This is a genomic window from Arthrobacter sp. R3-55 (assembly GCF_054161505.1).
The window spans coordinates 494,619-507,438 of the sequence record NZ_CP096423.1; the positions used below are offsets into that span (position 1 = coordinate 494,619).

11 protein-coding genes and 1 tRNA gene are annotated in these 12,820 nt (G+C 63.3%); 4 read left to right on the forward strand and 8 right to left on the reverse strand.

Translation table 11 applies throughout. The features are described from left to right. The first annotated feature begins 80 nt into the window (after positions 1-80). Positions 81-1,466 carry an MFS transporter gene (locus tag M1D51_RS02400; RefSeq protein ID WP_458108386.1) on the forward strand — a complete coding sequence of 462 codons (1,386 nt, stop codon included), beginning with the start codon at positions 81-83 and terminating at the stop codon, positions 1,464-1,466. Positions 1,467-1,531: 65 nt separating this feature from the next. On the opposite strand, the gene M1D51_RS02405 is transcribed toward M1D51_RS02400, so the two are convergent. From M1D51_RS02405 to M1D51_RS02420, 4 genes are all read right to left on the reverse strand, one after another. Continuing rightward, positions 1,532-2,695, reverse strand: a complete 1,164-nt coding sequence (locus M1D51_RS02405; RefSeq protein ID WP_458108387.1) for a N(5)-(carboxyethyl)ornithine synthase — start codon at positions 2,693-2,695, stop codon at positions 1,532-1,534. Continuing rightward, entirely contained in the window at positions 2,692-2,826 is a 135-nt protein-coding gene (locus M1D51_RS02410; protein WP_458108388.1) for a hypothetical protein, read from the reverse strand. The genes M1D51_RS02405 and M1D51_RS02410 overlap by 4 nt, the downstream gene beginning before the upstream one ends. Positions 2,827-3,049: 223 nt before the next feature. Next, positions 3,050-3,120: transfer RNA gene (locus tag M1D51_RS02415), tRNA-Gly, on the reverse strand. A gap of 78 nt (positions 3,121-3,198) precedes the next feature. Continuing rightward, on the reverse strand, positions 3,199-4,659 hold the full coding sequence (locus M1D51_RS02420; protein ID WP_458108389.1) for a M15 family metallopeptidase: 1,461 nt from the start codon (positions 4,657-4,659) through the stop codon (positions 3,199-3,201). Positions 4,660-4,923: 264 nt separating this feature from the next. Between M1D51_RS02420 and M1D51_RS02425 the strand changes: the two genes are divergently transcribed. Continuing rightward, entirely contained in the window at positions 4,924-5,367 is a 444-nt protein-coding gene (locus M1D51_RS02425) for an SRPBCC family protein (RefSeq protein WP_172322300.1), read from the forward strand. A gap of 24 nt (positions 5,368-5,391) precedes the next feature. Here the strand turns inward: M1D51_RS02425 and M1D51_RS02430 are convergent, their stop codons facing one another. Beyond that, complete coding sequence (locus M1D51_RS02430) at positions 5,392-7,464, reverse strand: CAP domain-containing protein (protein WP_458108390.1); 2,073 nt, start codon at positions 7,462-7,464, stop codon at positions 5,392-5,394. A gap of 140 nt (positions 7,465-7,604) precedes the next feature. On the opposite strand from M1D51_RS02430, the gene dcd reads away from it, so the two are divergent. Further along, positions 7,605-8,180, forward strand: a complete 576-nt coding sequence (gene dcd, locus M1D51_RS02435; RefSeq protein WP_458108391.1) for a dCTP deaminase — start codon at positions 7,605-7,607, stop codon at positions 8,178-8,180. A 280-nt stretch (positions 8,181-8,460) separates the two neighbouring features. Beyond that, complete coding sequence (locus tag M1D51_RS02440; protein WP_458108392.1) at positions 8,461-9,402, forward strand: hypothetical protein; 942 nt, start codon at positions 8,461-8,463, stop codon at positions 9,400-9,402. A 201-nt stretch (positions 9,403-9,603) separates the two neighbouring features. Here the strand turns inward: M1D51_RS02440 and M1D51_RS02445 are convergent, their stop codons facing one another. The 3 genes from M1D51_RS02445 to M1D51_RS02455 form a co-directional block, all read right to left on the reverse strand. Next, complete coding sequence (locus M1D51_RS02445; RefSeq protein ID WP_458108393.1) at positions 9,604-10,803, reverse strand: cation:proton antiporter; 1,200 nt, start codon at positions 10,801-10,803, stop codon at positions 9,604-9,606. Positions 10,804-10,808: 5 nt separating this feature from the next. Continuing rightward, positions 10,809-11,291: a cation:proton antiporter regulatory subunit gene (locus tag M1D51_RS02450; RefSeq protein ID WP_458108394.1), complete on the reverse strand. Its 483-nt coding sequence runs from the start codon at positions 11,289-11,291 to the stop codon at positions 10,809-10,811. Positions 11,292-11,356: 65 nt separating this feature from the next. Next, positions 11,357-12,760: an MFS transporter gene (locus M1D51_RS02455; protein ID WP_458108395.1), complete on the reverse strand. Its 1,404-nt coding sequence runs from the start codon at positions 12,758-12,760 to the stop codon at positions 11,357-11,359. Between the last annotated feature and the right edge of the window lie 60 nt (positions 12,761-12,820).

Consider the following 12,820-nt stretch of genomic DNA (forward strand, 5'->3'; position numbering starts at 1 on the left):
CGCAATACGCTTCCATAATTGCTGCTGGCAACCATAGCGTTAAACGCATCCCACCGAAACTCTCCATCCGAGGACTACTTTTGGCACCCCCACCGCCTTCAGCGGCAAACGTCAGCCAGCCCGTCATCGATTCCCTCTCCGCGCCTCAGCCCGCGGACACCGTCACCCAGCCACTCGCCGTCGTGAGTGAAAAGCTGCCCTGGCGGCATACCTTCATCTCGTTGAAGGTCCCCAATTTCAGGATCTTTGCGATCGGCCACTTCATTGCCGTGATCGGCATCTGGATGCAACGCATCGCCCAGGACTGGATGGTGCTCCAGCTGTCCGGGTCGGTCACCGCCGTCGGAATTACCGTGGCGCTGCAATTCATGCCGTCGCTATTCCTTGGTCCCTGGGGCGGCATGATGGCCGACCGCTTCGCCAAGCGCAAGATCCTCATCATCTGCCAATCCGCGGCGGCCGTGCTGGCCGCGGCGCTCGCGGTGCTTTCCCTGAGCGGTCTCGTCCAGGTATGGCACGTGTACGTCATTGCCTTGGTTCTGGGCTTCGTTACTGTCCTGGACCAGCCTGCCCGGCAAGTGTTCGTCAATGAGCTGGTGGGCCCCAAATACTTGCGGAACGCCATCAGCGTCAACTCCACCACCTTCCAGCTCGGCGGCCTGATCGGGCCCGCGTTGGCCGGTGTTCTGCTCACCGCCGTCGGTGCCGGCTGGGCCTTCGCCGCCAACGCCGTGGCATGCTGCTCCACTGTTGCGATGCTGCTGATCCTCCGCAAGGACCAGCTGCACCTCAGCCAGCCCACACCCCGCAAGAAGGGAATGCTGCGCGAAGGCCTCAACTATGCGCTCAGCAAACCCACCATTTACTGGCCGTGGCTGATGGCCGGCTTCGTGGCAGTTTTCGCCATGAGCCTGCCCGTGCTGCTGGCCGCCTTCGCGGACCACGTGTACGACGCCGGTGCCGGAGGCTACGGCCTGCTCAACGCGATGGTTGCGCTCGGTGCACTGATCGGCGCGGTGGCTTCCACCCGCCGCCGTCAGCTGCGGTTGCGATCGGTGGTGACGTCCGCCGGGTTGTATGGGCTGATGCTCTGTGTCTCTTCGCTCATGCCAACCATGGTGTGGTTCAGCGTCACCATGGTCCTCGCCGGATTCTGGTGCCTCATGTTCCTCACCGCGGCCAACCAAATGGTGCAGACCAGCTCAAACATGAGCATCCGTGGGCGCGTCATGAGCCTGTACCTGGTGGTGCTGATCGGCGGGCAGGCAATCGGTGGTCCCATGATGGGCTGGCTCGCTGAGCACTTTGGCCCGCACCTGGCGGTCCTGATCTCCGGTGGCGTGCCGGCCATCGCCGCCGCGGTAGTCGCCGTCGTACTGGCACGTAAGTCATCCCTGCACATCAAGGTGGACCTGCGCGACCGGCGGCGGGTGCTGAAGATCGTGCAGGAGCCGCAGACGGTTTAGAAAATGCAGGCGCCCCCGGGGAACCAGGGGCGCCTGCATCTCAAAGGCTATTGCGAATTCAAGGGCTATTGCGGCTGAAGCCGGGCTACCGGCAAGTGCGGGAATTCCGCTGAGCGTCCCTGGAATTCCAAGACGTCCGGGTTGCGGATCACGCCGTCGCGGATTTCGATGGCGCGGGAGATGGTGTCGCTGGCATCCCACGCGTCCGGGCCCGCCACAACGGTGTCCAGGAATGGCAGCAGGGCTTCGCTGATTTCCCAGCTGGCCGAGTTCCAAAGATACGACGGGCTGTGGTCCACGGCGTAGTAGTTGACGTGGCCGCCCACGCGGAACATGGGGTCATCGAACGTGGTGGTTCGGGCCCAACTGAAGCCCATCCCCTCGTCGCAGGAAACGTCCACAATCAAACTGTCGGCCCGGAAATCCGTCAGGTCCTCCGTGCGAAGGTAGGTCAGCGGGGCGTTGGGGTCCTGCAAAGTGCAATTGACCACGATGTCCGCCGCCGCCAGGAACGGTGCCAACGGTTTGCGGCCCTTGTCCGTGATGACTTCGCTAAGGAACGGTGCCTCATTGTCGTGATCGAACTGGACGATCCTTACTGAATGGATCGGTGACCCGACGGCGGCAACTCCACGGTTGGTCAGGACCTGGACGTCGTGGACACCGTGGGCGTTCAAAGCCGTGACGGCACCGCGGGCAGTGGCACCAAAGCCAATGACGACGGCGCTCAGCCGGCGGCCGTAGTCGCCCGTGGAACCCGTAAGCGCCAAGGCATGGAGCACGGAGCAGTAGCCGGCGAGTTCGTTGTTCTTGTGGAACACGTGCAGGCCAAATCCACCGTCGGCCGCCCAGTGATTCATCGCCTCAAAGGCAATGAGCGTCAACTTCTTGTCAATCGCCAGCTGGGTGATGGCCCTGTCCTGGACGCAATGCGGCCAGCCCCACAGTGTTTGGCCGTCCCGGAGCTCGGCCAGATCCTGGGCCTGCGGCTTAGGCAGGAGGATGACATCGCTGGACGCAATCAACTCCTGGCGGGTACCGAGCCCACCCACCATCGATTTCAGCGTGCTGTCAGAGACGCCGAAGCGATCGCCATAGCCATGTTCAAACCAGAGCTGCTGGCGCACTTCCGGATCGATACGTTCCAGATGCTGTGGATGGATGGGGAGGCGGCGCTCATGGGGCTTTAGCGAGGACGCCAGGAGCCCGACGCTCAGTGGGCCGGTCACTTCTTGTTGCCGGTCGAAGGTTTCGCAGCCTCCGTGGCGGAGGACTCGGAAGCCCGCTTATCGGCTCGTTTTTCCTTGATGGACTTACTGGATTTTTTCGATGCAGCTTGGCGCGGTGATTTGTCGCCCATGGTGGCTCCCTTAGAGCGGAGCCGAAATGGCTCCTGACTCCTGACCCTACACCTCGCAGGGAGGCACAGTGTCAGCGGTCACTATGCCGGGACGATTCCCAGCCCACGGGTGGGGTGGGCGTGCGGCCCGGGCGGGGTGGGTGTCGTCGTCGGGCATTCAGTCCTTGGAACCAGCCCTTGGACGCAAAGAAACCCCGGATCGTGGGATCCGGGGTTTTCCTTGAGCGGGCGACGGGAATCGAACCCGCGTATCGAGCTTGGGAAGCTAGCGCTCTACCATTGAGCTACGCCCGCGCTGCCCGGTAAAAATCGCCCGGGCGAGTCCTAGCTTAGCGCAGTTGCGGGGCTGCCCATGACAAGCACGTCCGGTGCCTACTTGAACAGTTTCAGCCCGTTCCATCCGGACCCCACCTGGCGGTACGTGGTCCACTGGCTCCGACCCAGGCCGTAGTTGTACAGGTTGCCGTCGGCGGTCTGGGCCGTGATGCCGCGGGTGCCCGCGCCGGTCAGCCCGAAGCTCGGGGCCAGGACCCGCATGTACTGCCAGCCCGTGCCCACGGTAGTGGCCGGCCCATAGAAGCCGGCCCAACCGTCGCCGCGGTAGTTGATGAGGGCGCCGGAGCCCGTCCTCGCCAGGATGTCGTTGGCGCCATCGCCTTCCCAATCGGCGATGGTCAACTCCATGCCGTTCCAACCCTTGCCGATGATCTGGGGAGCACTCAGGGCACCACCAAAGGTGTTGGGGTAATAACGCAGTACGCCGTCAGGGAAGTAGCCGACGACGCCGGGGCGGCCATGTGCGTGCGTCCACTTACCCACGGTGATGGTCATGCGCTCCCAGCCGCCGTTGCCCACCACCACCTGATTGCCGAACCCGCCGCCCGGCAGGCCCCGATAAACCCCCAGGACGCCGTTGTTCCACTGCGCCAGGAGATCGTAGATGCCGTCAATGTCCCAGTCCACCACGAAGGCCTGCTTCAACCCGGTCCACCCGGAACCGATCTGGACGGCACCGGCGTAGCCGCCCGCCGCCGTCGCGGGGTATCGCAACAGGCGGCCGGAAGAATCGGCAGCCACCAGGTCCGCGCCTGACTTGATGCTGGCCCCGGCTGCGGTGTTGCCCGCAAAGTAGTGCTCCATCGTGGGGAAGCCGCGCCGGTTCATGTCAGTGGCGAGGGCTACTCCCACATAACGCAGGTGCCAGGGCTCGTAGCTATACCCGGTGGTGCCCGTGTAGCCGTTGGGGTAACGGACAATGAAACCGTATTTGTGGGCATTGGCAGCCACCCACTTGCCTGCCACAGTGTCACCGAAGCACGTGCTGAGCCCACAGCTGCCGGCAGCGTTGCCGATGTCCATGGCGAGGCCCGTCTGGTGCTCGCTGTACCCCGGACGGGCGGAGATAGTGTCCGCGTACGCCTGGCCGTAAGCATTGACATAGCCCCAGTACACCTGGCTTTGGGTGGCGTAGGAACGGTAACCGCTCACGATCGACAAGCCGCCGGTACCGGCGTCCGCTGCGCCTTGGAACAGCCCGTTGAGCCATGCGGCAGCTTCCGCCCGCATGTACTGGCCGGAGCCACGCGCGTTAACAAGGTCCGACGGCGCGTAGCTCGCCGGATTCAGCGGCCGCGACTTGTTGACCAGGACCGAGAAGTTGGCCGGATCCCCGATGGGGTCCACACTCGGCAACGGGTTGACCGTTGTGGGGATTTTCGTGGTGGCCGCTGTTTTAGCGGTGGCGTTCACCGTTGGTGCTGCCGCCGTGGCAGGCAACGCTGTGACAACTCCGCCGGCCACCGCCACAGCGAGGAAAACAGCGCACGCAGCCATCCGGCGTCGTGCCTTAATAACAAAAGATTGATGTCCCGGAACCCGCATAACGCCCCCAAATCGGTTTTAGCCAGCCTCGGGAACTCTACCCCGTGGTGCCATGCCCTGTCAGTCGTAACTTTATGAAGCGCCAGATAACCATTCGGTCAAGGCTCGACTCTTATGTGTGCCGGTGGAGCGTCCGCTGACTATTCTGAAGGTGTTAGCTGCAGCGTATGGGGAACCGGGCTACGACATTCGAACCGTACGCCGAAAGAGGTTTCCGTGGCATTTGCAGACTACGAAGTGGTGATCAGCAGGGACGCCATGACCGTCTACGGATTCCTCATGGACGGCATGAACAACTCCCTCTGGCGATCTGGAATCCGCAGCATCTCGCTGCGCTCCGGCATCCGCGGCCAAAAGGGCGCGCTCTACCAACAGACCATCAACGGCCCGGGCGGACGTCCCATCGCCGCCGATTTCCAGATCACCGAGGCCAGGCCCGGAGCGGAAGTCCGGTTCGCCGTCGTCGCAGGACCCGCCCGACCCACCGGCGGCTACTACCTCAGTACCGAAGGCCAAACCACGCGGCTCCGGTTCGCCCTTGAGTACCACCCCAAGGGCCTGCAAAAGCTGATGAACGGCATGATCCAAAAAACCATGGAAAGCGAAGTTGCCCAGTTGGAGCAGCTCAAAACCGTGATGGAGTCGCGCTCCGTAGTGTGAGCGCTACCGTTGTTGGCCTCCCGGCTATTGGGCCAGCTTGAAGCCGCTCCACCCGCCACCCACGGCGACCGGCGTCGTCAGCCTTCCGGAGGTGAGGTCCCAGTACTCCAGTACCCCGTTGGTACCCAGTCCCGCGATGCCGGTGGTGTTCGCTCCCGTTACGCCCTTCAGTGAACGCAGACCTGAATAGTCCGTCCACGCCGCACCCACTATGGGCCTTGCTTCCTGCCTGGGCGTAGCCAATCCGGTGCCACGGTACAGCCGCAAGGAACCGTTGGATTCAACGGTGAGAAGGTCCTGGAAGCCATCAGCGTTGTAATCAACCATGCTGAGCCGGAGGGCCTTGTTTCCCGTGCCGATCGCTGCCTGGGAACGGATGTACGTCATCCCCGCGTTCTTGTACAACCAGAGACCGCCCGATGCGTCCATGGCCACGATCTGCGGCAGCCGGTTGTTGGCGCACCAGTTCCCCACGGCAATGTTCAACGACTGCCACCCATGGCCCAGAACTCCCGGGGAACCGAAGCCGCCGGTCTGCCTGCCCGGATACACCAGGAGTGCTCCGTCGGTGCGTTGGGAGATGAGGTCAAAGACGCCGTCCCGGTCCCAGTCACTGACGAACAGTTCCTTGAGGCCAGTGAAACCTATCCCGATCTTGCGGGCCGCGCCGTATTTCGCGTTTCCCAAGGAGGGGTACGAATAGACGGTCCCGTCTTTTCCGATCGAGACCAGATCCGCTGCACTCCTGATGGAGGCGCTGCTGAGATTGAGCGTCGGGGGCTGGTATTTGTCGCCCGGCTGGCACGCTCCAACGGGATCCGCAGGAGGAGTGACCGTCCCTCCGGGTGCCGTGGTGGTTCCGGCCGGCAGCGAGGTGTAGCCGAAGAAATTCACCACACCCCACAGCGTGTAACGGTTTGGCGTGGTCTGCCAGTTACCGTCCGTGTACGTAATGCCGATACCCATGACGTTGAACCGGGGATCCCGCAGCAGGGCATCGTGCCCCGGGGAACCCTTCCACCACTCCACCAGTTGCGCAGCATCGCGGTCCCAGCGGACGGCAATGACCTCACCCGCCCCGTTGTTCGGGTTGAGTGCACGCGGGTCGGTCCAGAAATTGGGGCGGTGCTGGATCACTTCCCGTGTTGCGATGTTGTTGGACCAGTCCTGCGCCAGGCTCGCCACGGTCGCGTGGTACTTCACCGGGGCCAAGCCCAAGGATGCGCGGTAGCTGTTGATCGCGTTGAACACCGTCAGGATTGCGGCAGTGTTGCTGTCCGGCAGGAGGGCAAGGGCGCCGTTGTCCGGATTGTTTTCACCGCTGGGGGCTTTGCCGGGGAAGGGGGTGGTGCTGGGTGTTGGGGTCTGGGGTGCGTCCGGGGTTGGCGGCTGCGGCTGCGTGGCGCTGGGCTGTGATGAGCGGCTGGGGGCCGGTGATTCGCTGGGTGCTGGTGATTCGCTGGGGGCCGGTGATTCGCTGGGTGCCGGTGCAGCCGGTGCCGACGGCGAAGCCGTGGGGGTTGAAGTCTGAGTGGGGGAGGGAATCGGCGCTGACGGGGTAGCTGATGGCGTTGGTGTTGCTGTTGCTGCCGGTGATGCGGATGCAGAGGCCGTAGGCAGCGGGCCCAGGGCTGGTGCTGTCGGCGTCGGAAGTGCTGAGGATGACGACTGCGACGGCGACGGTTCAGCGGGGCTGGAAACGGCCGGTTCGCTGGGGGCAGGGTTCCCGGTGCCTTCCGTCGATGGACCGTCCGGACCACCCGGACCGTCCGGACCCCACGAAGGTCCGATGTTCGGCACCGGTGGTGGCGTCTCGATGACCGGATCCAGGGCAATAGGCCTGGTCGGCACAACGGTGGGCGAACCGTCGTCGGCCGGGGGCACTGCGGCGGGGTCGGAGGCTTCCCCCACGGCAGGGACATCAGCGGAGGGTGCGGTTTCCGGCGTCGCAGTTGGTTCGGGTGCCGTCAGGCCTGACTCGACATTGGCGGACGGGGTGGCGCTGCCGACCGGACCCGCATCCGTAGCTGGCAGGATCTGGCTCGAAGCCGCCACACACAGGGCCAGTGCCCCGGCCAGCACAATGGAAGCCGGCACTGCCAGTTTTTTCACAATTACCCCGCGGATGCTCGTTGCCCCCAGGTACGGGCGCGGTTCTACATGTCCGGGAACTATAGTCCCACGGGGACGCCCGGACAATGCATGGGGACTTGGATGCATGGGGTATTTTTGATGCTGTGCTGATCTCTGACCGCGACATACGTGCCGAAATAGACTCCCAACGGATTGTTCTTGAGCCGTACGACCCCGCGATGGTGCAGCCGTCTTCAGTGGATGTCCGGATTGACCGGTTCTTCCGTCTGTTCGACAACCACAAATACGCCCACATCGACCCCGCCGAGGAACAGCCCGAGCTAACGCGGCTGGTGGAAGTTGAAGGCGACGAACCCTTCATCCTGCACCCTGGCGAGTTCGTCCTGGGCTCCACGTATGAAACAGTCAGCCTCGCCGACGACATCGCGGCGCGCCTCGAAGGCAAGTCGTCCTTGGGTCGGCTCGGACTGCTGACGCACTCCACGGCAGGCTTCATCGACCCCGGATTCTCGGGCCACGTGACATTGGAACTCTCCAACGTTGCCACTTTGCCCATCAAACTGTGGCCCGGCATGAAGATCGGACAGCTCTGCTTCTTCCGGCTGACGTCCTCCGCCGAGCGCCCCTATGGCTCCGGCGAATACGGCAACCGATACCAAGGCCAGCGCGGTCCCACCGCCAGCCGCAGCCACCAGAACTTCCACCGGACGTCCATCTAGCCCTACCTCCCCGCCGAGGGGCTGGCTCTCGGCACTTTGGGTGGGTCTTCTTCCCCGCGAGGGGCTGGCTCTCGGCACTTTGGGTGGGTCTTCTTCCCCGCGAGGGGTTAGTTTTCGGCACTTTGGGTGGGTCTTCTTCCCCGCGAGGGGTTAGTTTTCGGCACTTTGGGTGGGTCTTTCGGTCGAGATCCCGCCCCTCAATGAGGCTCGCCGGGCTCCACTAGTCCTCCACACTGTGGGTAACCTCACGGGGCGTCCTCGACCATGCCAACAATGGCTGATGAGGATTTCCGCACCGCTCCCCACTGAGTTCCTGGGTCGTTCCTTTACGCTTGCCGAGCAACGGGCGGCCGGCATCCCGGAACATCGTGCGTGGAACAGCGATCTCCAGGTAGCCAGCAGGGGAATCCGGGTTCCTTGGGGTGAACAGCAGGACCTTGCCCATACAGCGAGACTCCTCACCGGGATCAGTGAGGGAGCCATTTGTTGTCGTGAAACGGCTGCCATGCTCTGGGGTTGCCCACTTCCTTGGGATGCCCAACAGGATTTCCTGGTTCATCTCACCAGGTCCGACGCTGCCTTTCGACCCCAACGCAGGGGAGTTAAGGGGCATCGGATGGTTTTGGCGCCCTCCGACGTCAGAACCCTGCAAGGGATTCCCATAACGAGCCCCGCCCGTACATGGCTGGACCTGGCTGCCGTGCTGCCCTTCGAGGACTTGGTGGCTGCCGCTGATCATTTCATCTGCAGGCAAACAAGAAGTTTTGGTCACAACCGGGTACCCCTTTGTTCCCTCGAGGATCTCAAAACGCAGGTTTATCGGCATGCCGGCATGCGTGGCATCCGCAAGGCCCGCGCCGCGTTGGAATTGACGCGGGTGGGGGCTGATTCCGTGCCTGAGACGAGCCTGCGTCTGGCCATCGGCAGGGAATTCTTACCCGAACCGGTGCTGAGCTACGTCGTACGCGATAGTTCAGGGCGCGAAGTGGCGTGGCCGGATCTCGCCTTTCCAAGCTTCAAAGTGGCAATCAATTACGACGGCGGCCATCACCTTGGCGCCGCGCAGAAGGAATCCGACATCCGCCGGGAAGCCGCGCTCGCAGCAAACGGGTGGATCTCCGTTGTGGTCACGGTGGAGCAGGTTCGGGAGCTCGGCTATGACGGGGTTGCGCGTCGGATTCGGGAGTCATTGATCCGGGGTGGGTGGTCGCCGAGGGGTTAGCTTTCGGTGCTTTGGGTGGGGCTTATGGGGTGGGATGTCGCCCCTCGGCGGAGGGGGAGGGGTGGGATGTCGCCCCTCGGCGGAGGGGGGGGAGGGGTGGGATGTCGCCCCTCGGCGGAGGGGGGAGGGGTGGGTGGTCGCCGAGGGGTTAGCTTTCGGTGCTTTGGGGGGCATGGGTTGGGATGTCGCCCCTCGGCGGAGTCAGGCCGGGGCGCGTTCCGGGGTGCGGGGCGGGGCGCCGGGGGTTCGGCGGAGGGCCTTGACCACGGGTTCGATGAAGCGTGCAGCCAGCGGGCCCAGGATGGCCATGATGAGGACATAGGCCGTGGCGAGTGCGGCGAGTTCGTCGGGAACTGCCCCTGATGCGACGGCCAAACCGGCGATGACAATGGAGAACTCACCGCGGGCGATCAAAGCGGCCCCCGCACGGAAGCGCCCGGGCATGGCTATGCCGGCGCGTTTCGCGGCCCAGAATCCCGTGAGCATCTTGGTTGCTGCAGTCACGACCGCCAGGACAAGTGCCCAGCCGAGGACAGGCGGAATCGAGGAGGGATCGGTGTTGAGTCCAAACGCCACGAAGAAGATCGCCGCGAAAAGGTCCCGCAGCGGCTCGAGGATCCGCGTGGCATTGTGGGCTGTGGCTCCGGAGATGGCAATGCCCAGCATGAACGCACCCACGGCGGCGGATACCTGCAATGCAGAAGCGATGCCGGCCACAAGAAGAGCCAGCCCCAGAACGTTGAGCAGGAACACCTCGGAATTCTCGCTGTGAACCGCTTGGGAGACACGGTGTCCGTGCTTAAGCGCGATGACCAGCACCACTGTGACAACGGCGAGGGCAATGCCCACGGTCTGGAGTCCGCCGAGGAAACCAACGCCCGCGAGGATTGCGGTAAGGATTGGCAGGTAGATGGCCATGGCGAGGTCTTCGAAAACGAGAATGGAGAGGACCACCGGTGTTTCGCGGTTACCAATCCGGCCGAGATCGGTGATGACCTTGGCCGCGATGCCCGACGAAGAAATATAGGTAACACCGCCCATGACGATTGCGCCTACGAGACCCCAGCCCAAAAGAACGGCCAAGCCTGCACCGGGTAGGAAGTTGAAGACGAAGTCCATGACCCCGGCTTGCCAGGATCGCCGCAGGCCAGTGACAAGCTCGGAAGCCGTATATTCCAGTCCGAGCATAAGCAGTAGGAGAATCACGCCGATTTCACCGGAAAGATGCGCGAACTCGTTCATGCCGTCCAGTTTGACGAAGCCACCCGCTCCGAAGGCCAATCCACCCACGAGATAGAGGGGGATGGGGGACATTCCGATCCGGCCCGCCAGCCGTGCCAGGAGGCCGAGGCAGAAGACGACGGCCCCCAACTCAACGAGGGCTAGTGCGAGTGGGTCCATCCCGTTCAGCCGTTGCGGAGGATGTCGGCTGCCGAGTCAAGGCCTTCCTGGGTACCGACTGCTACGAGCAAATCACCGGAATGAAGTACGACGTCGGGTGCCGGTGAGGGGACAACCTCGCCTTCGCGCATGATCGCCACGATGGATACGCCGCTTCGGGTGCGGATCTGCGCCTTGCCCATGGGCTGGTTCACGAAGGGGGAATCCGGGGTAATGGAGAACTGCCGGGTGACAATGCCTGGGATTTCCCGGTGATCTTCCGCCAAACGCATGGCGATGTGCTGCCCGCCCAGAAGGTTCCCCAGAGTTGAGGCTTCATCGGCGGTCAACGGAATGGACGCCTGGCAAGTATCGGGGTCGTCCCACGTGGAGACGAAAAGCTCTGTTTCCCCTTCACGCAGCTCCACCACACCGATACGACGGCCCGAGGCCGTGACGAAATCCTTGCGCACCCCAAGGCCCGGGAGTTCGGTCTCATCCACGTTCATAGCTCCACCCTAAACTGTCCTGAACCTGGCTGGTACGACCCCCGCACTCAACCGGTCCTTTGTAGTTAACGCTCTGGGACCACAGCTATTTCCACTTTCGCCGGTGGCTTGACCGGCAGGATCACAAGGAGGCCGGCCAGGAGAACCACCATGATTCCGAGGATGCCCCAACGCTGGGCTTCGCCCTCGGCAACCAGGGGAGAAGCGATGGCAATACAAAGAGTGAAGAGTGTGGGAGCGAGGAAGCTGACAGCCCGGCCTGTGGTGGCGTACAAGCCGAACAGCTCACCTGCCTCGCCTTCCGGTGCGAGCCTGGCAAGGTAGGCCCGTGACGAGGACTGTGCCGGGCCTACGAAGAGGCAAAGCATCAGGCCGAAGATCCAGAAGGTGTTGCTTGCGGGCCAGTCATTACCGAAGAAGACGTAGTCGCCGTTGCCCAGCACCAGAATGAAGGTGCCCGCGACGAGGAGGCCCACGAGCGAGAGGACAATGACGCTTTTGGGGCCGATCCTGTCATCGAGGAAGCCGCCGATGATGGCGCCCACGGCGGCGACGACGTTGCCGAAGATGGCAAAGAAGATGACTTCCTTGAGTTCAAAACCGAACGTACCTGCTGCAATGACGCCACCGAAGGTGAAGACAGCAGCGAGACCGTCACGGAAGATGGCGCTGGAGAGCAGGAAATAGATGGTGTGGGGACTGGTGCGGTAGATGGCCCCGACACGGCGGATCAGCAGCTTGTACGAGGCCAGGAAGCCCAAGGATGCGGTGGCCTTCTTCGCGGGAACTTCAGGGACCGCGAACATCACCGGCAGGGCGAAGATGAAGAACCACAGCGCCGAGAACACTGCCACCAGGCGGATGTTGAGGGAATCCTGCGTGGACGCGCCGAACCAGTCGAAGGACGGCTGAACGAACAACTGCAGCACCAGCAGAAGTGCCACGATTCCGCCCAGGTAGCCCATGGCCCAGCCAAAGCCACTGACTTTGCCGATGTTCTTCGGGGTAGAGATCTGGGCCAGCATGGCGTTGTAGTTGACGCCGGCGAACTCAAAGAAGATGTTGCCCAGCGCGATGAGGCAAACACCCAGCAAGAGGAATTCCGGCCGGGGAAAGACAAAGAAACAGAGTGCAGTAAGCACTGCAGTGGCGGCAGTGTTGACGCCGAGCCACAGCTTGCGGCGGCCCCCGGCATCAGAGCGCTGGCCGGTGACCGGAGCAAGCAGCGCGATGGCAAGGCCCGCGATGGCCAGGGCGGCCCCAAGCGCCGCGGAGGCTGCGTCCTCTCCGCCGAAAGCATTGGACGTGAGGTACACAGTGAAAACGAACGTGGTCATGAGCGCGTTGAAGGCAGCCGAACCCCAGTCCCAGGACGCCCAGGCGAGGATCTGGCCCTTCTTCGAGGAGACAGGTCCTGACGCCAGCTCGGACGTCGGGTGGGAGGCTTCGGGAACTGCGGCCGCGTTCATAGCTCGATGCTATAGCGGCGGGGAGAACGGCGGGCGGATGACAGACCGCTATGTGGAGAA